The organism is Frankia sp. CcI156, assembly GCF_001983015.1.
GTDB classification, from domain to species: Bacteria; Actinomycetota; Actinomycetes; order Frankiales; family Frankiaceae; genus Frankia; species Frankia casuarinae.
In genome coordinates this window covers 20888-45988 of record NZ_MOMD01000027.1, presented here as the reverse complement: position 1 = coordinate 45988, position 25101 = coordinate 20888, and the positions used below count along the sequence as shown (strand labels likewise).

The window sequence follows — 25101 nt, the reverse complement described above, 5'->3', positions numbered from 1 at the left end:
GATCATGTCGTTGTGATCATGCGGCCGGCATTCTGTTCGCGCGGCGGCGCGGCACGGTCCGAGCACGCTCGACCTGCCGCGGCGGCTCAGAATGCCGCGCGAGCTCCGACCGCGGGGGCGTCGACGTCCACGATCTCCTTACCCAGCGGCAGCAGCGAGACCGGGATCAGTTTGAAGTTCGCCAACCCGAGCGGGATACCGATGATGGTGAGGCAGAGTGCCAGGCCGGTGGTGAGATGTCCCAGTGCCAACCACCAACCGGCCAGCAGGATCCACAGCACGTTTCCGACCAGGGACGCCCCGCCGGCGCCGGGTCGGTCGACAATGCGCCGTCCAAACGGCCACAGGGTGAAGTTCGCCATCCGCAGGGCGGCGATCCCGAAGGGAATCGTGAMGATGAGAATGAAGCACACAAGCGCCGCGAGGGCATAGCCGACGGCAAGCCAGAAACCACCGAATACCAACCAGATGACGTTGAGCACGAGGCGCATGAGCTGACCCGCTCTCTCCCGATCCGACACCGGGATCGTGGTGAACGCCGATGGCAAGCCTGCCGGAAGCATCAGCGCCACTGTCGATCGGCCGCCACTCGTCGATCGGCACCGACTTTATCGTACCAATCCAGCCCAGGTCGTCCGAACACGACCGTCCGAACACGGTCAGGTACACCACGATGACACACCGTCAGGTACACCACGATGATCTGCCCCGGGGACGCCATCGCAAACGGAGTGGATGCCACGCGGCCCGGCACGTTCCGGCCCTGCTCGCTACTGTCATGACAGCAGTCCATGCCGGCCGGTCGCGACCGACCGGCCGCGGCCGCACGAACGCAGGTGACGTACGCCGCCGCCTGGCGCAGGCAGCTTCCCGGCCACGGTCGTCGGTATCCAGGAGGTGAGCCGGTTCGGGTAGCCCAACCGGCTCCCGCCCGCCGTGGACACGAGGTGTCGCCCCGGTTACCTCTCTCGAGAGCGGAAGTGATGCGCGGATGACCGATATGCAGGCATTCGACCACGTAATCGATCTTGTCGGAAACACGCCGCTGGTCCGGATCACACCGACGATCGAGACGACGCCGACGCCGGTGCTGGCAAAGCTGGAGTACCTTAATCCCGGTGGATCGGTGAAAGACCGGGTAGCGCTGACCATGGTCTCCGCCGCCGAGGAGRCCGGACTGCTTCCGCCTGGTGGGACCATCATCGAACCTACCAGCGGAAACACCGGTGTCGGCTTGGCCCTGGTGGCGGCCCGGCGGGRCTATCGCTGCGTGTTCACCATGCCCGACAAGATCAGCGAAGAGAAACGAGCCGTCCTGCGCGCCTACGGCGCCGAGGTCGTCATCTGCCCGACAGCAGTGGCACCCGACGACCCCCGCTCCTACTACTCGGTGGCCCGCCGGCTCGTCCGCGAGACTCCCGGTGGTTGGAGCCCGGATCAGTATTCCAACCCGAACAATCCCGCTGCGCACTACGCTACGACCGGGCCGGAGATCTGGCAGGCCACGAACGGTCGCGTCACCCATTTCGTCGCCGGCATCGGGACCGGCGGGACGATCAGTGGAGTCGGCCGTTACCTCAAGGAGGCGTCCGGCGGAACCGTGCAGATCGTGGGCGCGGATCCGGAGGGTTCGGTCTACTCCGGTGGCAGCGGCCGGCCCTACCTCGTCGAAGGCGTCGGGGAGGACATCTGGCCGACGACCTACGACAAGACGGTCGTCGACCGGGTGGAGGCGGTCAGCGACCGCGACTCGTTCCTGATGACGCGCGAGCTGGCCAGGAAATGCGGGCTGCTGGTGGGCGGATCAGGYGGGCTCGCGGTGGTAGTCRCCCTCCGGGTCGCTCGCGAGCTCGGCCCGGACGACGCCGTTGTGGTCCTGCTTCCGGACTCCGGCCGCGGATACCTGTCGAAGATCTTCAACGACGAATGGATGTACGAGTACGGCTTTCTGGAGCCGCCGTCGAACGAGCCGACCGTCTCGGACGTCCTGCGGAACAAGGCCGAACAGACCAGTGGTCCCCCCGATCTGGTGCATGTCCACCCGGCCGAGACAGTCGGTGCCGCCATCTCCTACCTGCGCGAGTACAACGTGTCGCAGATGCCGGTGGTGCGGCACGAACCGCCCCTGCGGGCGGCRGAGGTCGYGGGTTYCGTCATCGAGCGGCATCTGCTCGCGGCGGTCTTCGCCGACCGGTCCGCCATCGACGCTCCGGTCGCCGATCATCTGTCGCCGTCGCTTCCGATGGTGGGTACCGGCGAGCCACTGGCCCGGATCGTCGCGGTGCTCGGGGACGAACCCGCGGTGCTGGTACACGACGAGGGTAATCCCGTCGGCATCCTTACCCGTGCCGACCTGCTGAGTTTCCTGGCCGTCCGCTAGATCGGCACCGATCATCGAGAACGCCCTAGCGTGGCGTCATGCATATGGAGCAGCCCRCTGAGGGATTCGAGACCATCGCGATCCATGCCGGCCAGGAGCCCGATCCCGTCACGGGAGCGGTGGTGACGCCGATCCACCAGTCCTCGACGTTCGCCCAGGATGGCGTGGGTGGGCTTCGGAGCGGTTACGAGTACAGTCGTTCGGCGAATCCGACCCGTACCGCGCTGGAGACCTGCCTCGCCGCACTGGAACGCGGGACGGTCGGCCTCGCTTTCTCCTCCGGCATGGCGGCGGCGGACGCCCTGCTGCGAACCGTCTGCCGGCCCGGAGACCACGTCATCATCCCGGCGGACGCCTATGRCGGCACCTACCGGCTCATCGCCCGGGTGCTCGCCGACTGGGGCGTCGACCACACCAGCATCGATCTCACCGACCTCGATGCGGTGCGAGTCGCGATCCGTCCGGGCACCACGCGACTGGTGTGGTGCGAAACCCCGACCAATCCCATGCTGTCCATCGCCGACATCGTCGCTCTCTCGTCGCTGGCGCATGACGCGGGGGCGCTGCTGACGGTCGACAACACGTTCGCTTCGCCCTACCTGCAGCAGCCACTGACCCTGGGGGCGGACGCGGTGGTGCATTCCACGACGAAGTATCTCGGTGGCCACAGCGATGTCGTCGGCGGCGCGCTCGTGGTCGGCGATCCGGACCTGGGCGCCCGGCTACGGTTCCTGCAGAACGCGGCCGGCGCCGTCGCCGGCCCCTTCGACAGCTGGCTGGTACTGCGCGGTGTCAAGACGCTCCCCGTTCGGATGGACCGGCACTGCGACAACGCTCGGCGTATCGCGGCCGAGCTCGCCACGCACCCCGCTGTCGGGGCCGTCCGCTACCCGGGTTCGACCGGCCATGCGGGTCACGACATCGCCGCGAAGCAAATGCGCGACTTCGGGGGAATGGTCTCGTTCACCCTTCGGGCCGGCCCCCAGGCGGCCGTGGCGGCATGTGGCCGGACCAGGCTGTTCACTCTCRCCGAGTCGTTGGGTGGGGTGGAATCCCTGATCGAACATCCGGCGAGCATGACCCATGCCTCGGTGGAGGGCTCGCCGCTCGCGGTACCCGCGGACCTCGTTCGGCTCTCGGTCGGGATCGAATCAGTGGACGACCTCGTCGCCGATCTGCACCAGGCGCTGCGCGGGCTTTCCGACGGATCCGCGTAGCCCGGCCCCGGTTTCGGGAGTGGTGGCTTCTGGCGCACGCGTCCGGTACGGAAGGGCGAACCAGCGAAAAAAGTCCAAACCTTAACCCGCGGCGGCGACATAGCGCCCCGTACCCGGTTACCGTGACCTTACTGTGTCGAGACCCTCGGGCGGAGAACAGCAATGGTTGCGCGTGCRCATACGCCGGACATGTGCCCAGTCCGCCAGGTCGCGATCGTCAGGAGTACCACATGGACGCATCGACGGACCGCCGAACGATCCTTACCACGAGCGCGCTACTCGGTGTCCTCGGAGCCGCCGAGGCGGTCGACATGACATCCTCGGCGATGGACAGCCGCGCAGCGCTACACCAGGTCGAGGCCGGTCTGGAGTCCCTCGCCCGCCGCTGGGAGACCACCGCGCCGGCCGACTTGGTCGAGCGCCTCGCGACGCTGGAGCACCATGCGCGGACGATCGGCCGATGGCGGTTGGGCTCAGCCCTGCGCCGGGACTGGATACGAGCGCATGGCCGGATTCTTCTCATGACCTCCGTGGCACAGGGTGACAACGGCATGGCCAGGCCGGCCACAGTCTCGGCGCGGGCGGCGCTCGTCCTCGCGAAACATGTAGGAGACGCGACGACCGCCGCCCACGCCGGAGTCGTGTTGGCTGAACTCGCCGCTTATTCCTTCCAGAGCACCCGCGACGGGTTGGCGCTGGCGCGGGCGGCCCAGGCCACGGCACCACACGCGCACACCGCGGTCCTGGCGATGACCACCGAGGCGCACATCATGGCCGCGTGCCACCTGCCTACCGACGATATCGTCGCCGTGCTGCGCTCAGCGGGATCGGTCGCGRCAAAGCTCCCGGCAGGTGCGGTGGGTTACAGCCTGGACGGTATCCATCCTGGGTATCTGCCGACATTCGGCGGTGCGGCACTCGTCGCCGCCGGCGCATTGGACGAGGGAAATGAGCGGCTGAGCGAGGCAGCCGAACTGTTCGACCGTTCCCGGGCGTCCGGTGCTCTCGCCGCCGTCCGCCTTTACCAGGCATCCGCGGCGATGCGCGCACGCGAGCTGGACAAGGCCGAGATCCTCGCGACCAGAGCGCTCGCCGCATCCGCCGTGCGGCCGAGCAGCTGGCTGTCGAACGGAATCCTCTTTCTCGCCGAACGCGCCCGCAGCCAGGGCGCGGACTGGTCCGGACTCGTCATCCAGGCCCAGGAGTGGTCCCCGCTCTGATCGCGTCGTTGACGTCCGGGGGCGGTCACGACGTCATCTGCCGGCACGCCCCCGGCGCCGGGGCCTTCCACCGGGATACCGGCGCACGGCGCCCGATCAGCCATGCCAGCCCTGGCCACAACAGCCCTGGCCACAACACCGCCGGCCGTGAGGACCCCGGCCGTGAGGACGCGGCGTCGAGCCCAGGGACRCACACCGGCGCGGAGTCCATGCAGCAGCAGCAGGCCAGCAACAACCATAATCAGAACAACCAACGGCGACAAGATGTTGGAATAATGCAGTTCATTCGACGGGTTAAGATTTACGGATTTCTGTAGGGCAGTGTTCGAGGCGATCGGCAGCGGCGGCGGTGTCGCCTGAGCGAGAACGGGATAAGGAATAGGCACGGCGGTACATTATCGGGTAGGCGACAATGCGAACCGGGCCGGTGGAGACAAAAGTGCTTCGGCTCGCCCCTCGGTCGTCGCCTTGGTCGCGGCCAGCCGCGCCGGTCCCACACCGGCGGGTTGAAACGCCGGACCCGCTCAGGGATCCGCGCACATCGCGGCATCAGCCTGTTGCTTGGAGCCGAACAGATCGGGAATCACCACAATCGGTCCGGGAGCCGTCGCCGGGCCGCAGTCGTCGCCCCGGCCGTCCGCCCTGCCGCCCCCCGTCGGACCGGCCTGTGCGGGCGGTCCGGGATCGACCGACCCGCCCGCGGGCGCGGGGAGCAGTCCGCCGGACGGCCGCGCTTCCGACGGGTTCGACGACGGACGCGGCGCGGTCCGGCGGCTGGGCACCGAAGGGAGCAGTCTCCTGTCCCCCGGATCGGGTCCGAAGGCATCCGCCCGATCCGATGCGACGGGTGGAACCAATGACACCCGCCGCCCGCCGTCGGCCGACGGCGGGCGCGTGGGCGAAGACGGGGGCCGTGATTCGACGAAAGGTGCGGTCGGGCCCCCGGCGGAATCCGGATCGCCTGAAGGGGCGACGAGGCGTGGCAACGTCCGTGCTCCGTCCGTTCCCGGGACGCCGGGAACGGGGTGGACGGGGTCGGGGTAGGTGGACCGGGTGGGGAAGGACGATCGGCTCTGCTCGCGGCGGCCCGCCCACCGGTCGTCGTCCCGATCGTCATCAGTCCTGGCCCGGACGAGCCGATCGGACGACGGTCGATCGGCCTGGATCAGCACGTCGCCCGGGKTGGGCCCGCCGGGCGCGGCGAGCCCGAAGGCGATGACCGCGACCGTGAATCCAGCCGCCGCGACCGCGCCGCTTCGCCGCCGGTCCAGAATTCCGGCCCAGCCGACCCGCCCACGCAGGATGCCTGTGACACCGATCAGCATCACCATCACCGCAAGCAGAGCGATGATCATCGCAACCGCCGCCATCGGGGCCCCCAGGTCTCAGCATCAGCACGAGAACCCGAACCGTAACTCACTGAAAGTAACGAGACGAATACCAGAACGTCGTGTCGCCCTCCGTGTACCCGGAAAAGCGCGGCAGCCGACAACCTCGAGCGAGAACGATCATCCGTCCGCCGGCCCGGCGGCGACAGCCGGCCGGGCCGAGCCGACCGGCTGCCCGGTCGCCCTGGGCGAGCCCTCGTTCGTGCGCGGCGGAGCGGACGGCGACCCCGCCCCGCTCGCCGACGGTCCACTCGCCGGCCTAGAGACGGACCGAYCCCCCGGTTCCCTCGGTTGCCGCGATGCCCCCGCGCCACGACCCGTATCACTCGATCCAGGTGATCCGGGTGAGGGGCGACCGCCGTCGCGTGGTGTCGGGGCCGCGCTCTCGGCTCCTCGGTCGGACCCGGCATGTCGGTCGGACCCGGCATGGTCGCGCCCGGCATGGTCGCGCCCGTCGGACTTCTGACCGGCGGTTCCGCGACCGCCAGCGGTTCCCCGGTCGTCCCCGGCGGTTCCCCGGTCGTCCCCGGCGGTTCCCCGGTCGTCCCCGGCGGTTCCCCGGTCGTCCCCGGCGGTTCCCCGGTCGTCCCCGGCGGTTCCCCGGTCGTCCGGGCGGGTGTCGGGCCGACCATGCGCCGGCGGCGGGGTTCCCGTCGGCCGGGTTCCCGGCGGCGACGTCCCCGCCGGCGACGTCCCCGGCGAGGACGTAGCAGACGGCAGCGTCGGCGCCGGCGACGTCTCCACCGGCAACGTCCCTAGCTGCAACGTCCCCGACGACCGGCTGTCCGCGGGCGACGCCCACGGCGGCCAGGTGTCCCATGTGGGAGGACGCGACTGCTGGGGTCCGCCGCGGTCATCGGACGGCGCCGGACGACGTGCGGCCCTGTCCGCAGCCAGGTCCCGATCCGCGTCGGTGTCCGCGGGCAACGTGGACCCGGGCTCGACGGACGTCGCGGATAGCACTGAAAGTGGCGATGCTGGCGTGGACGGTGATGGGGGAGTCGGTGCGGGCAGGACAGCCTGGCTCACGGGCAGGTCCGGATCGTTGCCGTCGCCGACCCCGACTCCTCGGGATGCGAGCAGCCCGAAAGCGACGAGCGCCGCGGATCCCGCACCGGCAACCGCGCCGGCCGTACGGCGGTTGGGGATCCACGCCCATTCCGCGCGTCCCCGCACCAGGCCGAGCGCGCCCGCGATCAATATCAGCCCGGCGACAGCCAAGCAGAAGAACACCATGGAACCCTCCAGGGCGCAGTCAGTCTCCACCCTAGGGGCACATCCCCCACCCGATGGCGCAGCATTGATTACGGAGAGTTTCTAGTACCTATCCGCCAAGGTCAGGAAACACCGAGCGAATCATCTCAGGCGCCCATCGGTGGAATTMTGCCGAGAATATTTGGCACATCAGCGGCATCGGGCAGGGTACCGARGGCCAGTCCCCCCTCACCGGCGACTCTCGTGGCGCAGAACGCGTCGGCCACGGCGCTCGGGGCGTAGCGCACCAGCAAGGAGCCCTGCAGGACGACGGCAAGTCGCTCAACGATGCGCCGGGCGGCGAACTCCGCGTCCTTGGACCGGTCCAGGACAGCGCGCAACCGGGCCCAGGCCGCGTCCAGCCTGCGGTCCGCGCCACGCGCCGCGTCGATCTCCGTGGCGAAGGCGGCGAAGCTGGCCGGTTCCCGGGTGAGCGCGCGCAGCACGTCGAGCGCGTTGACGTTGCCCGAGCCCTCCCAGATGCCGTTCAGCGGCGCCTCGCGGTAGAGCCTCGGCATCCCGGACTCCTCCACGTAGCCGTTGCCCCCCAGGCATTCGAGCGCCTCGGCGGCCAGCGCCGGGGAACGCTTGCACACCCAGTACTTCGCGACGGCGATCGCCAACCGTCCGAACGCCTGTTCCTGACGATCGCCACGGGCCGCCCGGTCGACCGCGCCCGCCACCCGGAGCACCAGGGTCGTCGCGGCCTCGGACTCCAGGGCGAGATCGGCGAGCAYATTGCGCATCAACGGAGCATCGATGAGCGGTCTCCCGAACGCGCGTCGGTGACGCACGTGGTGGGCTRCCGCCATGACGGCCGCACGCATCCCCGCCGCCGAGCCGAGGCTGGAGTCGAGCCGGGTCATCGCCACCATCTCGATGATGGCCCGGACCCCTGCGCCCTCCTCGCCGACCAGCCAACCGACCGTGTCGTCGAACTCCGGCTCGCCGCTGGCGTTACTGCGATTACCGAGCTTGTCCTTCAGCCGCGCGATGCGAAAGGTGTTGCGGACGCCGTCCGGAAGCACCCGTGGCACCCAGAAGCAGGACAGGCCACCGGGGGCCTGGGCCAAGACCAGGAAGACGTCGTTCATCGGGGCGCTGGTGAACCACTTGTGCCCCCGCAGCCGATAGGTCCCGTCGCCCGCCGGCGTCGCCGTCGTCGTGTTGGCACGGACGTCCGAGCCACCCTGCTTCTCCGTCATGCCCATGCCCGCCAGCAGGCCGGCCTTGCCCTCGGGTGGGCGCAGACCCGGATCGTAGACGCGGCTGGTCAGCAACGGTTCGTAGCGGGCGGCGAGCTCCGGGGCGGCGCGCAGCGCCGGCACCACGGCGTAGGTCATCGACACCGGGCACAGATGGCCCTGCTCGACGGTGCCCCAGACCAGGATGTCCGCGGCGCGGGCGACATGGGCGCCGGGACGCGGGTCGGCCCACGGCGCCCCGGCCAAGCCCTCCCGTACCGCGACCTCCATCAGGGCATGCCAGGAGGGATGGAAGTCCACCTCGTCAACGCGAAACCCGTAACGATCATGAGTGCGCAGTTGCGGCGGGAACCTGTTCGCCTCGTCGGCCTGGCGGGCGGCCTCCTCGCTGCCGGCCAACCGACCGAGTCGGTGCAGATCGTCCATATGCCAGCCGGCCCCCTCCCGCGCGAGGGCCGCCAGCAGCGCCGGATCGGCCGCCGCATCGTGCCCCACGAGGGGCGGAGGCTGGTTCGTCACCTCATGGGTCCGGGACGAACACGTCCCGGGAACCGCCGTTGTCCGGTTGACGGTGGTCGGCGAGATCACCGGCCCTCCTCTCGGCCGGGCCGCACATCGGCCTCGACAGTGCCGCACATCGGCCTCGACAGTGCCGCACATCGGCCTCGGCCGGGCCGCACATCGGCCTCGACAGTGCCGCACATCGGCCTCGGCCGGGCCGCACATCGGCCTCGGCCGGGCCGCACATCGGCCTCGGCCGGGCCGCACATCGACAGTGCCGCACATGAGCCGAGCCGCGTCCGAGCACGGCCCGTCGGCACTGGTATGAAGCGTGCCACTCCTGGCCGCGTCGGACCAGTCGCATCGCGCGCTCTCGCCGGATCCACGGGCCGTGTACCCGGCGGGGCCGTGCGGATCACGGCCGCGCCGAAGAGGATCCGCTCCCGCGGCGAAGGCCCACGGCGGACCAGAAAAGATCCCTGCCGCCGGCCCCGAACAGGTGGGCTGTTCCCGGCCGGCGTCCGGCTATTGCGCCCAAAGATTTTTACACATTCGGCATCCAACGCCGGGACGATGTCGTCGCGCCCTGACGTCCGGGCACTAGGCCGGATCGAGAACCAGGTAAATCGACCGGTGGCCACGTCCGGGCGAAGAAATCCGCACGCTCCGGCCCACCCGAGGCGCGGTGAATCTCCGGACCGCCGTCCGGGCTAGAATGCCGTTTCCCGTTAAGCCAGCCACCGGCGGAACGGATCGGAAGCAGCCGACACACTGCTCGACCAAGCCGCCCCGCGCCCTCGCCGACGCCTCGACGAGGAGCCGGCGGGCAGGCAGGGACGGTCACGCGCTCTTATTCACCCGGCGGTCCCGCTGCCACGAAGCCCCGCCGGCTCGAGCAACGCACGCGGTGAGCAGATGATCATCTTCCGCGATACTCGATCGGGCTAGACCGGMCGGGTGTTACGGAGAGTATTGGATAACGCCGAAGGGAACGAGAAGCATGCGGGGACCGGTCGCGGGCGGTACCAACATCACAGCTCCCCAGCTCCAACCAACAGCACCCAGTGCTATACATAGCGTTATACGCAGTAACCCGTAGTCGAGTTGATGCCGCCCATCGACCGACCATCCAAGCCTTAAAGTATTCAGAGCGACACCTCTAGTAGTCGAATCATTCTCGCTCGGCAATCTCCTCCATCCCGCGAACGCGCCGGGTCACCCAGCCCAATACGCCGGTCCGTGTCGGCACAAGCGGTGGAGTTCTGTCACGGGYGGCGGCCGGTGAAACTCGTGGCACAGATACTCGTATGCTCACCCACTACCGGGATGATTCGACGGCACGGAAAACAGAAAGTCTTCACTCACGGTAAGATCCGTCGAGTCCGGGCACGGTTGTCGGACGGGGCATATAGATGATCAGAGGTGGCCGAATCGGTGGGCGGCAAGCGCCCGGGCGAGTCACGGCCGCAATCAGAACCTCGGCGGCCCGGGCCGGATCGCGACTCCGGCGGCGATTCATCCACCCGCTGATCGTCGGACTACTCACGGTTGCGGTCCTCGGTACCATGGCAATCTGGAYGGGCTCCGATCTGCTGAGCCGGGAGAAGATCGACCGCCTCAACGAACGTTCCCAGCTGGTCAAGCGGCTCGCGCAGTGGGCGGCGATCGTCGATAACCCGGCGGCGATGCAGTCCGCGACCGATCGGACGCCCTTCCAGCCCGGTGACCCCCTGGGAAACGAAGCCCTGCTCCCGCAGCTCCAGATCGCTCACTCCGGCGATGTCATCCGGGTGGTTGCGCTGCTCGACACCGCGGGCCATACCACGGCCTCCTATCCACGGGGGAACTCCATAGTCCCCGCCGACCTGGGGCAGGCCTGGTCCGCTGCCTGGTCCGGGGTTCCCGCGGTGTCCCCCGTCTTCGCCCTCCACGATGGCCGCGTCAGAGCAACGGTGGTTCCCGTCGGCCGTCCGCGGCCCTGGGCCGTCCTGGTCGCCGTGTCCACCGAAGAGTCCAACCTCCAGTTCACCAACTGGATCACGGCCCTGCTCGGGGTCGGCCGGGGCAGCATGTCGACGGTCGGCCCGGACGGGGTACCGATCGCATCCACCGAGCCGGGCATGCTGGGTCGGCAGGTCCTCTCGACCGCCGATCTCTCCCGCTCCCACGCCCAGCGTGGTGGTGCGCGGATCTGGGAGACGACCGAGAACGGCAGGAGGATCACGAACATCACGGCGGTGCAGCCGACGACGGGGTACCTGACCTACTTCCGGCAGGCCACGGACTCGCTGAACGCCGACCTCCGGGCCCGACGGAACCAACGGAATCTGACGTTGCTGGCCTTCGCGCTGACGTCGGTCCTGAGCATCGTCTTCGTCGGCCTGCTGCGAGAGACGGCGGCTCGGCGCTCCCGGGCCGGGCTGTGCGCGTTGTTCGCGGCGGCCCATGACATCGTGCTGACAACCGACCTCACTGGACGACTCACGTTCATCAGCCCCGCGATCGTCCCGTTACTCGACCATTCCCAGGAAACCTGGCTCGGGCGCAAGGTCGCGGATCTGGTGCACCCGGACGACGCCCACCGGCTCGTACGATTGATCGAGAACCCCGCTGCCGGGTCCCTGCTCAACATTCGGATGACGGCGGCGAACGGCACATCCCGGTGGTTCGACGTCGCGACCCGCCACCTGTCCACCCGGGATGGATCCGGCGAAGTGCTGATCACCTGCCATGCGGTCGGTAAACGGAAGCAGTTGTTGGACCAGCTCGGCTATCAGGCGCGCCATGACGTACTCACCGGACTGTGTAACCGGACCGCCTTCGAGGAGCAGCTAGAGGATGCCCTCGCCGCGGCTGGGGGCGTCGCGGTCCTGTTCATCGACCTCGACAGCTTCAAGCCGGTCAACGACACCTTCGGCCACGCGGCCGGCGACCGGGTGCTGCAGGTCATCAGTGGACGGATCCGAACACTGCTGGGCCCCGACGATGTCGCCGGGAGATTCGGCGGCGACGAGTTCGGGGTCCTGCTGCTGCGCGCGAACGAAATCGCCGCTCGCACCATGGCCGGTCGGGTCATCCGCGCGGTACGGGAACCGATCCTCGTCGACGGCTACGAGGTCTGCGTCGCCGCAAGCGTCGGAGTAGCGCTGGCCGTCAGCCGGCCCAGCCATTCCGGGCGGCTGCTGCGCGCGGCCGACGAGGCCATGTACAAGGCCAAGCAGGCTGGTCCGGGACGATATGCCATGGCGGACCCCCCAGCGGCCGAGACCACCACGCTCAAGGCGCCCGCACCGTCCGCGTCTGTGCTCCTCGCCACCGACCGGATCATGCCGCGATCCCCGGTCACCCGACCGCGCTCGATGTCCTTCCCAGCCTTGCCCAGATCCCCAGGCCCGCCCAGATCCCCAGGCGCRTCCGGATCGTCACCCGCGGGCCGGACCGGGCATCCGCTGTCTCCTCGACGCTGGCGGACAACCGTGCGCGAGCAGCTGGGGCGAGCCATCCCACTGCTCGTGCTGGGGACCGTCATCCTGGCCGCCACGGCGGTCACCCTGGAGATCGAGAATGCCAACCGGCGGCGAGACGAGGCCCAACACACCGCCGAGACCCACTCCCTCGTCCTCCGTCTGGCCGAGTATGTCGCGGACCTGGGTCAACCCGTGCGCCTGATCGACCYGATCTCCAGACTTCCCTGGTCGCTGACCGAACCCGCTGTCGACCAGCGGGTGCTGGCGTCGGTCTCCCGATCGGCGCTCGCGGGCCCCGACACCGTTCTGGCACTGGTCGATCTCGACGGCAGGCCGACGGCGGTCCAACCCACCGGCGCAACGATCCCGTTCCCCCCACGGGACCGGATCTGGGCTCTCGCCCGCACCAGCGGAATCAACATCCCTGTTTTCCACCTGGGCGATCGGGTTCGGGCGTACAGCATCGTGCCGATCGTGCGGGACGGACGCAGCGCCGCGTTTCTGGTCATGGGTAGACCGGGAGCCGGGATGCCGGGAGCCGAGATGGTCCGCGTTTTTGGCGGCGGGGGTACCGGGACGAGCGGCACCGGAGAGGACACCCGGATCGTCATCGTCGACGAGGCCGGGCGCATCGCCCTGTCCGACGATCCGTCCGCGGTCGGGATCGCCCTGATTGACGRCACGGAGCTGCGGTCAATCAAGCCAGGCCAGAGCCGGCAGGTGACGGTGCGCAACGGCGGCGGTCACGTCGCCGTCGCCGCCGCGATCCCCGGCCATCCCACGTGGGGATACCTCATCCTGCAACAGAACGGCCCGCTGCCGCGCGACCCGCGAGACAACCATGCCGTCGGCGATCTGCTGCTGCTCGGCATTGTGACCGTCACGTTCTCAGGCCTGACAAAAATGATCTTCCGGGGAGAGCAGGCGGTCCGGCGCGACCGGGCGCGGCTGCAGACCCTGCTGCACGAGTCGCACGACATCATCGTCAACCTGGACCGTGCGGGCCGGCCGACCTTCATCAGTTCGGCGGTCGAAAGCCTGCTCGGCTACCCGGTCAAGGCCATGATCGGGCTGCCGCTCATCGACCTGGTCCATCCCGAGGACCAGGCTGCGACGCGGGCCTTCCTCGCGGACCGGCAGCGTGGTRGACCGGGGTCCCTGCTGGACGTCCGCATGCAGACGGTTAACGGCGACCATCGCTGGTTCGACATCGAGGCCGGCGCCTGGCGGCCCGCGTCCGGGCCGGGCTGCTTCGACGGTGGTGTCCTGCTCACCTGCCACGAGATCAGCGAACGTCGTCAGTTGCAGGAGCAGCTACGGAAACGTGCCACCCACGACCCGTTGACCGGCCTGCCGAACAGGGCGGCGCTTACCGAATTCCTCGATCAACTGGCTCGGGAGCAGACTCCGTTCGCGGTTCTACTCATCGATCTGGATGACTTCAAACCGATCAACGACACGTTCGGTCACCAGGTGGGCGACGATGTGCTGTGCACGGTCGCCACTCGGTTGGCCGACGTCCTCGCCCCGGGCCCGTCGGTGGCCAGCGCGGGACCGGTCRAGCCGATCGGTCCCGCGCTGATAGATCCCGAGACGATCGATCCCGAGATGATCGATCCCGAGATGATCGGTCCCGAGATGATCGGTCCCGAGATGATCGGTCCCGAGATGATCCGACCGGAAGCACATGCTGGGCAGGCGTTCCGACTCGGCGGTGACGAGTTCGTCATTGTGCTGCCCGGGGCCGACCCCCTGACGATGCGCCAGACCGAGCAGCGGGTGCGCGAGTTCGTCGAGGCACCCCTCACCGTGGCCGGCAACACCCTTGTGGTCAAAGCAACGATCGGCCTGGCGTCCTCGCAGRCCGTCGGGGGCGCCGGCTCGCACAGTCCCGAGAGCGTGGTCCGGCACGCCGATACGGACATGTACGAGGCGAAGACGAGCGCCCGGGCCCGACGCTCCATCTCCCCCGCGGCGCGATGACCTCCGCTCTCCCGAGGCCCTCGGTCGCCCTGTCGACGTGCGCGGGATTGTCGCGCTTCACAGCCGGTGAGGTCGAAGTAACCGACACGTCGTCAGTACCCCCCGACCCACAGATCACATGTTCCGGAACACGTTTGCCGGCAGCCTGGTAGGGCCAGCCGCCGGGACCTGCAAGGATGGCGGCGCGAGAAGCCCGGATCGCTCGCCGGCCCGGGATGGGATCCATGATCAGGCGCGAGCCGCCTTATCGTGAAGGAGCACTCTATGTCCGTATTGGACCGTTTCCGATTGGACGGTCGGGTCGCCGTCGTCACCGGGGCGTCCTCTGGTCTCGGGGTGGACTTCGCCCGGGGCCTGGCCGAGGCCGGCGCGGACGTGGCCCTGGGCGCCCGCCGGGTCGACCGGCTCACCGCCACCGCCGAGTTCGTGGAGAAGGAGGGCCGCCGCGCCCTGCCCGTCGCCACCGACGTCACCGACCCCGCCTCCTGCGAACACCTTGTCGCCGCCGCGATGGAGACCTTCGGCCGGGTCGACATCCTGGTCAACAACGCCGGGATCGGCACCGCCGTCCCCGCGCTCAAGGAGACCCCGCAACAGTTCCGCTCCGTCATCGACGTCAACCTGGGCGGCTGCTACTGGATGGCGCAGGCGACGGCGCGGGTCATGCGACCCGGCAGCAGCATCGTTAACATCTCCAGCGTTCTCGGTCTGACGACCGCCGGCCTGCCGCAGGCGGCCTACGCGGCGAGYAAGGCCGCACTCGTCGGCCTCACCCGCGATCTGGCCCAGCAATGGACCGGCCGACGCGGCATCCGGGTGAACGCGCTGGCGCCGGGTTTCTTCCACTCTGAGATGACCGACGCGTACCAGCCCGAGTACCTCGAGACCCAGTTGCCGAGGGTCCTCGGCGGACGCTTCGGTGAACCGGAGGAACTGACCGCGGCGCTGCTCTTCCTGGCCTCCGACGCCGGCAGTTTCGTCACCGGGCAGACCCTTGCCGTCGACGGCGGTTTCACCATCACCTGAGCCCTCCGTCCATATCGTCCGACTCGCCAGAAACGCCCGCCGATCAGGTCTCGAGCGGCATGAGTTCGGCGGCGAAGGCGTCGAAGAAATCCGGCCATCCGCCGGGTGTCGTGACCGGATGAACGACGAACTTACTCATCCCGGCGGCAAGATATTCGGCGATCAACGAACGCGCCGCGTCCCACCCGACCGGGAGGAGTCGCTCGGGGTCGACCTGCGGGTAGCGCCGCCGCAATGCGGCAAACGTCTCCGCGGGCGGCGTGGAGATGGCGATCCGCAGGAGATCAGACCCGGCGGCCGTCGATGCCGGGCACCGTCGCCAGCTCGTGGCGCAGCTCGGCCACCACCTCGGCGACCAGCGGTTCCCGCAGGACGCCGCGGTGGTCCCCGCCGATCCGGCGGATCGCGGCGGGCCCGGTCAGGACGCCCCGCCAGGCCTCGATCTCGTCGTGGTCGTCGGCGAGCCAGACCGTCGTCCGGCCATCGTAGGTGCGGGGGCGGTAGGTCATCGTCAGAATGCGCCCCTGGTTGTAGAAGACGTCGTACTGGTGCATCCCCCGGAAGCGGACCACGCCGGCGAGCGGCAGCTCGACGAGTTGGCGCAGGCGGTCGACCACCACCCGCGGGGTCAGCGTGGGCCCGTCGTCGGCGGCGAGTGGGCCGATCCCCCGACCGGCGTCGGGCGGTGTTGGGGAGTCCGGATGCGCTCCCTCCAACTGACTGGTCGGCACGATCGCCCCGGATCGGGTCAGCCGCGAGGTACCCGGCAGATAGGTGTCGATCAACGCCAGCAGGCCGACCTCGTGGCCCGCCTTCCGGAGGACCTGCGCGGCCTCGAACGCGATCAGTCCGCCGAAGGAGTGCCCGGCCAGCAGGTAGGGACCCGTCGGCTGGAGAAGACGGATCTCCCCCACGTGCCGCCGGGCGGCGGCCGACACCGACCAGTCGGGGACGCCCCGCCGTTCCAGGGCGTGCGCCTGCATCCCGTAGACTCGCCGTTCGCCCGCGAAGTACCGGGCGAACGGGAGCAGACCGATCGCCGGCCCACCAGCCTCCGGGAAGCAGAACAACGGGGTGCCGGAACCGTCGGGCGTCAGCGGCATCACGGTGGGATGCCCGACGGACTCGCTCTGCCGGGCGGCCCACACCTCGGCGAACGCGGCGGGCGTCGGCGCCTGGGCGACCACGGAGCTCGGCAGCCGGACCCCGAACTCGTCGCACAGGGTCGCCACCAGCTCCTGGGCGGTCGCCGCATCACCGCCGAGATCGGTGAAGTCGTCATGCAGACCGACGGTCTCGAGACCGAGGACGCGGGCCCACAGCAGGGCCGCGGCCACCTGGTACGGATCGGCCGCAGACATGCCCGGCAACGACATCACMCCACAGGACTAGGCGAAGAGCACATTGAACACCACCGGTGGAGATCATCGACACGCCGACCAGGCGTTCGTGGGAACCAGTGGTCGCGGCCTGCGGCGCTGCGCCTGGTTCCGCCGGTCGGCCCGCCCCCGGCGGGAGGGCCCGTACCCCGATGGGGTGCCTGCTACCCGCCGGGGGCATTGACGGCTCGGTATCGGGCGCTCACCGTAGACGTGTGGGTGATGTGGGCAGACCGGAACGGATCGTCGAAGACGAGCCGATCAGCTTTCCCGACTCCGAGCCGCTGACCATCCCGGTCCCGGCCGCGCCGGAACCGGACCTGGAACCGGTTCCCKGGTGAGCCTGCTCGGCTGGCGGCAGTGGGCGGTGGACGCGCGCGGCCAGCTACGCCCTGCCTGGACGCCGTGGTCGCCGTTTCCACCCGGGTTGCTGCTCTGGCGCGCCGACGGCATGACCGAGGCACATTGCCTGCGCACCCRCCGGCCGGACCGGGACGTCGAGCCCGGCGAGCCCGGCGCGGGCCACGGACGGGTCCCGGACGAGCACTGCGCCTGCGGCCTGTATGCCTGGCGGGACCCGAGCATCCTGGCCGCCGCCCGCCCGCCCCGCTGGACCTCCCTGCCGTACGTCGTCGGAGTGGTCCGGCTCGGGGGGCGGGTCATCGTCGGTGAACGGGGCTATCGCGCGGAGCGCGGCTATCCCGTCGCCGTGCTTGACCGCGACGGCGTCGTCTCCGACGACTACGCCGTTGCGCGCTATCGCAGCTACGCCGCGTTGGTGGYGGAATGGGCGGATCCGAGCGCCACGCCCCGCGGCCAGGACCGGGCAGCCGGGTAGTACCGCGCGCCGCACCGGAACGGCCCGGACAGCCCAGCACCGGACAGCCCAGCACCGGGAACCGCCGGACCCGCGGGAACGAACGCGGTCCCGGAAAACCGGCGAGGGTTTCCGCAGCCGGCTGAGGAACTCTCCCCCGGCGGGTATCCCTCCCTGTGCCGTGTCGCGGGTGGACCGTCACCCCATACCGCCAAATCATCACGTTATGTAGCTACGGAGGCAATCAGGGCGACTATGGTCGTGAACGCCCCGTACATCCCGTCCGCAGGGGGCGGATCGGGGTCTACGGGCACACGAGGGGGGCCGTCGTGACGCAATCCGAAACCGCTGGGGCCGCCGAAGGCATCTCCGGTCACGGTACCGATCATGCTCCCGGCCACAGTGCACGCCCGGCGCCGGAGATCCGGTCCTGGCGGATCCAGGTTCCTCCGCCGCTGTTGGTCGCGGTGGGATACCTGGCGGTGGCCATCGGCATCTTCCACTCCGCGTGGGGGAATCTCGGGAACGTCTCCTACGGCGGCAACGACGCCATGCTGTTCGCCTGGTTCCTCGGCTGGACGCCGCACGCGCTCGCCGACGGGCTCAACCCGTTCCTGACGCACCACATCAACGCCCCCGACGGGGCCGACGTCCTGTGGAGCACACCCGTGCTCCTACTGGGCGCGCTGGCCGCRCCGATCACGCTGCTGGGCGGCCCCGTGACCACGCTGACGGTGCTGCTGACTCTGGCGCCCGTGATCAGCGGATTCGCCCTGTTCTGGGTGCTGCGCCGATGGGTACGTCCGGGACCGGCGGCGCTGGCGGGCCTGCTGTACGGCTTCGGACCGCACATGATCGGCGCGTCCTACGGTCATCTGCATCTGACCTTCGCGCCGTTCCCGCCGGTTCTCCTGCTGCTCCTCGACGATCTCGTGGTCCGCGGGCGGGGGCCGCGGCGCACCGGCGTCCTGCTCGGCCTGGCGATCATCGCCCAGGCGCTGATCGGCGAGGAGCTGCTCGCCACATCCGCGCTGGCAGCCACGTTCGGCCTTGTGATCCTCGCCGTACGTCATCGCGATCGGATCCGATCGCGGCTACGACCGGCCCTGACCGGCCTCGCCACGGCCGGCGGGGTCGCCGCGGTCGCGCTCGCCTGGCCGCTGGGCACCCAGTTCCTGGGTGCCCAGCGGATCCATGGCTCGATCCAACCCGATGGAATCGCCGTGACGGATCTGCTGACCTTCGTCACGCCGACGCCCATGCAGGCCGTCGCCCCGGACGGCGCGCTGCGCCACAGCCTCGGTTTCACGGGGAACGCGGTCGAGGTCAGCGGTTACCTGGGCGCTCCACTGATCGTTCTGGTCGTCGTGGTCGTCGTCGCGACGGGCGGCGCGCGCCGGCCTCCGCCGGTCGGGGTGTTCGCTCCGCTCGGCGTGGTCATGGCCGTGCTCTCACTCGGTGGTCACCTGCATGTCGACGGCCGGGACACCGGCGTTCCCCTCCCGTGGCTGCCCCTTCAGCACGTGCCGGTACTCGGCAACGTGTTGCCCTCCCGCCTGGCGTTATACGTGATGATGTGCGCGGCCATCGTGGTGGCGACCGGGCTTGACCGGCTGGCGTCGGACCGGACGGTGCCCGCCGATCCGGACCCCGGACGGGAGATCCCCGCTCGGGTCCGGACCAGGACCGTCCGGCTGGGAGCCGGCCTGCTGACACTCGCGGCCCTGGTGGCGCTCGTCCCCGCCCCGATGCTCACCACGTCGATGACGACGCCCGCGTTCTTCACCAGTGACGGGGTGACCCTGATTCCGCAGGGTGCCACCGCACTCGTCGTCCCCTTTCCCCATCCCCAGAACGCCGAGGCCATGCTGTGGCAGRCCAGGGCGAACTTCCGGTTCGTCATCCCCGGCTGCTACTGCACCGTCCCCGGGCCCGATGGCCGGGCGGCGTTCCACAGCCCGCCGGACGCGCTGACGTCCGCCCTCATCGACATCGACAACGGCGCGACGACCGCCGCTGCCATGTCGGGATCGCCGCGGCTGCGGGCGGCCTACAAACGGCTCGCCCCGGACGCCGTCGTGCTGGGACCGGCGCGGCGGACCGCCGAGCTACGCACGCTGCTGCGCGAACTCGTCGGCGCGGCTCCCAGCCGGGTCGGCGGGGTCGACCTGTGGCTCCCAGGCCGGGAAGCCGGACGTTGGCCTCGCCACCGGTGACCCCGTGTCGTCCACCGGACAAGCCCGAAGGCCCGCCGGGAATCGCGCTCCGGAAGAGTTTCCGAGAAGCTGGCAGCGGGGCGCTTTACCACCGCACCCCCGGCTGTGAACCTGCTCTGCCGATTCCTCTACGATTTCCCGCATTCCGCGACCATGGTCGTCAATGATCCACATCCCAGAGCGGAGGATGCGCGGTGTCGACGGACCAACCGGCCGGGTCCCGGCCGGAAAGGCTGACCCGACGGCAACGCCTCACCGTGGTGATCGGTGTGGTTCTCGCCGTCGCCGTCGTCACTTTGCTCATTACCACGTCCGATCGTTCCAGGGCGGCCGCCTGGCCGCCGGCGGGCCGATCCGCCTGCACTTCGGTACAGATCTTCACTGGCAGTGTCGGGTCACCCTACAACCAGTTTGCCCGGGTACTGCGGACCCGGTTGCAAGCCGCCCCGGAACACTTCGACGTGGACGTCGTGGAAACGGCGGGTTCCACGGAGAACATCTATAACCTGGAATCACCCGACAGCCGCGTCTGCGGGTTGGCGATCGCGCAGCTCAACACGACGGTCGACGCGGCGGAGGGGGTCAACCAGTTCGATCCGAACCGCGGTGGCCACCCGGTGGCGGGTCTGCGCACCATCGGACCCGTCCATCAGGACCTGCTGCACGTGATCGTGCGCGACCCCACCAGCAGGTCGGATGACGTCGACATCACCCGCTTCGCCGATCTCTGCCACCGACCCATCGCCGCCGGCCGGTCGGGATCGGGGGTCCGGCAGATCAGCGAGGTGCTCCTGCGGGTGGCCCTGTCCGAGGACTGCCGCGGCGAACTGGACGAATCCTCCATCGACGAGGCCCTGCGCCGCCTGTCCGCCGGGAAGGTGGACGCGGTGGTCTGGGCGGGCGGAGCCGGAACCCGGCAGATCAAGAACGCCATCGCCGGTGGCGCCAGGCTGCGCCTGCTCGACCTGTCCAGCTACCAGGACGGCATCACCGCCGACTGGGACCAGTTCTACCGGTCCCGCGGGCACTTCTTCGCCGGGCCGGTCTTCGGCACCGGAAGCCTCGGACCCGACGACTACCGGGGGATCTCGCCGGTCCGGACCGTCACGATCCCCAACGGCCTGCTCGCCCATGCGGACGCCGATCCGGTGCTGGTCAGGCGGGCGACCGCCGAACTGTTCCGGGATCCGCAGGACTACGCGAAGGAGCTGTGGGGCGACAACCCCSGGGGACGGACGGTCCCGGACGCGCTGTCCGTCTACGAGGGGCCACTTTTCTGCTATATACCGCTGCATCGGGCCGCCGCGGAATACTACGTTCAGAGATTCCGACGGCCACCGGGCTGTGGTGCGACGTGACAGCGCCACCAACGTGACAGCGCCACCAACGTGACAGCGCCACCAACGTGACAGCGCCACCAAAGGCAGTGCCGCCGGGGACAGGGACGCTCGAGGACCAGCCGTGCTACGACCACTGAACGACACCGACCCGCGGGTGATGGGGCCCTATCGCCTGCACAATCACATCGGCGCCGGCGGCATGGGCGTTGTTTACCTGGGATTCGGACCGGACGACCAGCCCGTCGCGGTGAAGGTGCCGCACGAGGTGCATGCCAGTGACCCCGAGTTCCGTGCCCGCTTCCGTTCCGAGGTCTCGGCTGCCCGGCATGTGCGAGCCGACACCGTCGCCCGGGTGATCAGGGCCGAGGTGGACGGGCCGAAGCCCTGGCTCGCGACCGAATACGTGGCGGGCCCCACCCTGCGCGCCGCCGTCCAGGAGGGCGGCCCGCTCACGGGCCGCCCTCTGGATGGGCTCGCGATCGGTCTCGCCGCGGCCCTCGAGGCGATCCACGCCGCCAGCGTGGTGCATCGCGACCTCAAACCGGCGAACATCGTGATGTCCTGGGCCGGTCCCAAGGTCATCGACTTCGGGGTGGCCCGGTCGGCCGACTACACCGGCTACACCCAGGCGGGCGAACTCGTCGGGACCGTGGTCTGGATGGCCCCCGAGCAGATCAACGGCCAGCAGGCGGGATCGGCCGCGGACGTCTTCGCCTGGGGATGCTGCGTGGTCTTCGCCGCGACCGGGCGGCGGCCCTTCCGCGGCGAGGCGCCGGAGATCGTGGCGCTGCACATCAGCTCGACCGAGCCGGAGCTCGACGGCGTGCCCGAGCGGCTGCTCGGTCCCGTTCGTCAGGMCCTGACGAAGAACCCCGGGCACCGGCCCTCCGCCGGCGAGCTCGTCCGCCTGCTCACCCAGCGGCTCTCCCCCGAGGAGACGGCCGACGCCAGCAACGACGTCCCCCCGGTCACGGGTGCGGAACCGAACCGCGAGCAGACCCGGCCGACCCCGAATCCCGGCCCGCCGGCAACCCCTCCCCCCACACCCTCACCCGTCCCGACGCCGTCATTCCCCGCAGTCGGGCCCGCGCATCCGTCACGGCCATCCCCGTCCTCGTCACGGCCATCGGTCCTGACCGCGCTGCTCGCCCTGACCGGTCTGGCCGCCACGGTCGGGGTCTGGGCCGCCGAAACCGAGCGGACCGGCCATGCCGTCGTGGGGCCGGTGGCCGCCGCGATAATCGGCCTCATCTGCGGGCAAATGATCTTCCTGAGCGACCGGCGGATCGGTGTCCTGACGACCGTGGCCGCGGCGGTGAGCGGGTCGGGGATCGGTCTGCTGCTCGCGCGCGTCCTGGATGTTGACGAGCCGAATCGCGTGCTGCTGTCGGTCGCCGGCGCCCTGATCGTCGCCACGGCCTTCGCGGGCGCCATGGCGCCGTCCCGGCCGGCCCCGGGGGATCGGCCTGGAACCGACGGACCGGGTGAGCCGGTGGGGTCACACCGGCTCCTGGAACCGACCCACCCGGTATCCCGTACGAACACCGGTGGGGAAGCCGGCACGGACGCCGCCGGGGCGACCCTGCGCCTGCACGGCGCCGCGGCCCCCGGCCAGCACCTCGTGCCGGAACGCCCCGACCCGTCCTGACCGACCCAACCCCGGCCCAGCCCGGGGTCACCCGACCCGACCCCGGCGAGCGGGCTGCTCGGCAGCGTCTCGATATTTCCGTCCACCTGGGAAGCTGTCCTGCGACAATGGAGGAAGCCAAGGGGGTGTCGTGGCTACCGTTCCGGTAGGCAACCGTATGGTGGCGGGCCGATACCGACTCGTCGCGCGGCTGGGTGCGGGTGCGATGGGGACGGTGTGGCGTGCCTTCGACTCCGTACTGGAGACCGAGGCGGCCCTCAAGGAGATCGAGTTCGCCGGCGGAGTCGCCGAGGCCGAACGCGCAGACCGGGTCGAACGCGCCCTGCGGGAGGCGCGCCATGCGGCCAAGCTTCGCGGCCATCCGCATGTCGTCACCATCCTCGACGTGCTCCTGGAAAACGGCCTGCCCTGGATCGTAATGGAGCTCGTGCCGTCCCGGTCCCTGTTCGAGGTGGTCCGGTCCGACGGGCCCCTGCCCGTTGCCGAGGTCGCCCGGATCGGGACCGCGGTGCTCGATGCCCTCGTCGCGGCACGGGCGCATGGCATCGTTCACCGTGACGTCAAGCCGTCGAACGTCCTGATCGGGACCGATGGACGGGTCGTGCTCACCGACTTCGGCATCGCCACCGGCGACGGCGACCCGACCCTCACCGTCACCGGTGTCCTCGGGACCCCCCTCTACATGGCGCCGGAGCGGCTGAACAACCAGCCCGCCACCTTCGAGGCGGACCTGTTCAGCCTGGGCGGCACGCTGTACTTCGCCGTCGAGGGCCGGCCGCCGTTCGAGCGGGACACGTTCGGCGCGATGCTCGCGGCCATCCTGCTGCAGCCGCCCGCCCAGGCGCACCGGGCCGGCGAGCTGGCCGCGGTGCTCGACGGCCTGTTGGAGAAGGACCCCGGCCGGCGGATGACCCCGGCCCGGGCGCACGAGCTGCTCGCCCGGGCGGCCCAGGCCGATCCGCCGCGTCGGGCGGCCCACGTTGACGAGCTGTCCTGGCATCCAGGGCCCACCGCCAGAGCGGCGCCCAGCCAGGTGCCCGGCCAGGCGCCCAGCGGACACGTCGATCCCGGCGCGCCGCAGACCGGCCGTCCTGCYGCCCCGACGGAGCTCACCGCGGTGGAGCAGGACGGCGCGGTCCTGCTCCGATGGGAACCATCGACCACGCAGGGCGCCTCCTACCGGGTGTCGCGTGTTCTTGTCGACCCCACGGCCCCCGGCGGCCGCCGCGAACGCAGCCTGGGCATCACCACGGCCACCGAGCTGTTCGACGCCGGCGTGCCCAGGGGCGTCCCGCACTGGCACGAGGTGGTCACCACGGTGTCCGGCGAATCCGGCCAGCTGCGGTCCGTACCGGTCCGCACCCCGACCCGCACGCTCTTCCCGCCCGTCACGGCRCTGCGGGCGAGCATGATCGACGACGCGGTCGCGCTGTCCTGGCGACCGGTTCCGGGGCAGGGCTGCATCGTCATCGAACGGACCTTCGCCGAGACCTCCCCGCTGTCGGGCGCGAAGCGCCGGTTCCGCGGATCCGAMGGCTATTTCCTCGACCAGGACACCGCGCCCGGCGCGATCTACCGCTACCAGGTGTGGGTCGCCGGAGCGGACGCCTCGGATAGTCTCGTCGCCCCGTCGGGTGCCGCGGAGGTACTGGTGCGGGTCGTCGCACGGCCGCGCGCGGTGGTGGATCTGGAGGCCCGTTCCACCCTGGGCGGCACCGTCCTGCGCTGGACGACCGTGCCCGGAGCGATCGTGCGGATCTACGTGACCGAGGTTCCCGAGCAGGCCGGGCTGGTCGGTACCGGCCCGTTCGGCCCGGCCGACCACGAGGTGGGCGTGGGGTCGCTGGAGGGCCGGGCCCGTCTTGTCGGGGAGAGCCGCCGCGGACGTCTCGTCGACCGCAATCCCGCCGGCGTGGTGGTGTACACGCCGGTCACCATCACCGAGGACCGCGCGGTGATCGGCGCGGCCGTCACCCATCACGCTCCGTAAACAGGCCCCGGTCGTGACCTGAACGCCCATCCCGAGCGGAGTGGCCGCGGGTCCGGATGCCAGCATGGGT

The 25101-nt window shown here is 70.0% G+C and carries 15 protein-coding genes; 10 read left to right on the top strand and 5 right to left on the bottom strand.

All coding sequences use genetic code 11. From position 1 onward, the window contains the following. Positions 1–86 precede the first annotated feature (86 nt). Positions 87–491, bottom strand: a complete 405-nt coding sequence (locus CcI156_RS12035) for a YccF domain-containing protein (protein ID WP_076805733.1) — start codon at positions 489–491, stop codon at positions 87–89. 509 nt (positions 492–1000) lie between these two features. Here CcI156_RS12035 and CcI156_RS12030 point away from each other — a divergent pair. The 3 genes from CcI156_RS12030 to CcI156_RS12020 all read left to right on the top strand — a co-directional run bounded on the left by CcI156_RS12030 (position 1001) and on the right by CcI156_RS12020 (position 4817). Continuing rightward, the gene (locus CcI156_RS12030) at positions 1001–2380 is read left to right on the top strand and encodes a cystathionine beta-synthase (RefSeq protein ID WP_076805731.1); all 1380 of its coding nucleotides are present in this window, start codon (positions 1001–1003) and stop codon (positions 2378–2380) included. A 38-nt stretch (positions 2381–2418) separates the two neighbouring features. Further along, positions 2419–3597, top strand: a complete 1179-nt coding sequence (locus tag CcI156_RS12025; RefSeq protein ID WP_076805709.1) for a cystathionine gamma-synthase — start codon at positions 2419–2421, stop codon at positions 3595–3597. A gap of 230 nt (positions 3598–3827) precedes the next feature. Next, entirely contained in the window at positions 3828–4817 is a 990-nt protein-coding gene (locus tag CcI156_RS12020; protein ID WP_076805707.1) for a hypothetical protein, read from the top strand. A gap of 524 nt (positions 4818–5341) precedes the next feature. Here CcI156_RS12020 and CcI156_RS24795 read toward each other — a convergent pair. Together CcI156_RS24795 and CcI156_RS12010 are read right to left on the bottom strand one after the other, a co-directional pair. After that, positions 5342–6187, bottom strand: a complete 846-nt coding sequence (locus CcI156_RS24795) for a DUF2165 domain-containing protein (protein ID WP_139341484.1) — start codon at positions 6185–6187, stop codon at positions 5342–5344. 1379 nt (positions 6188–7566) lie between these two features. Continuing rightward, entirely contained in the window at positions 7567–9252 is a 1686-nt protein-coding gene (locus CcI156_RS12010) for an acyl-CoA dehydrogenase family protein (RefSeq protein ID WP_076805704.1), read from the bottom strand. Between the two features lie 1478 nt (positions 9253–10730). On the opposite strand from CcI156_RS12010, the gene CcI156_RS12005 reads away from it, so the two are divergent. Both CcI156_RS12005 and CcI156_RS12000 read left to right on the top strand, forming a co-directional pair. After that, positions 10731–14615, top strand: coding sequence for a diguanylate cyclase domain-containing protein (locus CcI156_RS12005; RefSeq protein WP_254847387.1), 3885 nt, complete (start codon positions 10731–10733; stop codon positions 14613–14615). 264 nt (positions 14616–14879) lie between these two features. Beyond that, complete coding sequence (locus CcI156_RS12000) at positions 14880–15641, top strand: SDR family NAD(P)-dependent oxidoreductase (protein WP_011434832.1); 762 nt, start codon at positions 14880–14882, stop codon at positions 15639–15641. Positions 15642–15684: 43 nt separating this feature from the next. Here CcI156_RS12000 and CcI156_RS11995 read toward each other — a convergent pair whose 3' ends face one another. Together CcI156_RS11995 and CcI156_RS11990 are read right to left on the bottom strand one after the other, a co-directional pair. Next, positions 15685–15876 (bottom strand): hypothetical protein, encoded by a 192-nt coding sequence (locus CcI156_RS11995; protein WP_011434831.1) that lies wholly within the window; start codon positions 15874–15876, stop codon positions 15685–15687. Between the two features lie 49 nt (positions 15877–15925). Beyond that, entirely contained in the window at positions 15926–17002 is a 1077-nt protein-coding gene (locus tag CcI156_RS11990) for a non-ribosomal peptide synthetase (RefSeq protein WP_108913197.1), read from the bottom strand. A 355-nt stretch (positions 17003–17357) separates the two neighbouring features. Here CcI156_RS11990 and CcI156_RS11985 point away from each other — a divergent pair, with 355 nt between their 5' ends. From CcI156_RS11985 to CcI156_RS11965, 5 genes are all read left to right on the top strand, one after another. Beyond that, positions 17358–17858 carry a hypothetical protein gene (locus CcI156_RS11985; protein WP_076805701.1) on the top strand — a complete coding sequence of 167 codons (501 nt, stop codon included), beginning with the start codon at positions 17358–17360 and terminating at the stop codon, positions 17856–17858. Positions 17859–18166: 308 nt separating this feature from the next. Continuing rightward, positions 18167–20053, top strand: coding sequence for a hypothetical protein (locus tag CcI156_RS11980; protein ID WP_254847386.1), 1887 nt, complete (start codon positions 18167–18169; stop codon positions 20051–20053). 194 nt (positions 20054–20247) lie between these two features. Next, complete coding sequence (locus CcI156_RS11975; RefSeq protein WP_076805698.1) at positions 20248–21411, top strand: TAXI family TRAP transporter solute-binding subunit; 1164 nt, start codon at positions 20248–20250, stop codon at positions 21409–21411. Between the two features lie 103 nt (positions 21412–21514). Beyond that, complete coding sequence (locus tag CcI156_RS11970) at positions 21515–23041, top strand: serine/threonine-protein kinase (RefSeq protein ID WP_076805696.1); 1527 nt, start codon at positions 21515–21517, stop codon at positions 23039–23041. A gap of 130 nt (positions 23042–23171) precedes the next feature. Then, positions 23172–25031: a serine/threonine-protein kinase gene (locus CcI156_RS11965; protein ID WP_076805694.1), complete on the top strand. Its 1860-nt coding sequence runs from the start codon at positions 23172–23174 to the stop codon at positions 25029–25031. The last annotated feature ends 70 nt before the right edge of the window (positions 25032–25101 follow it).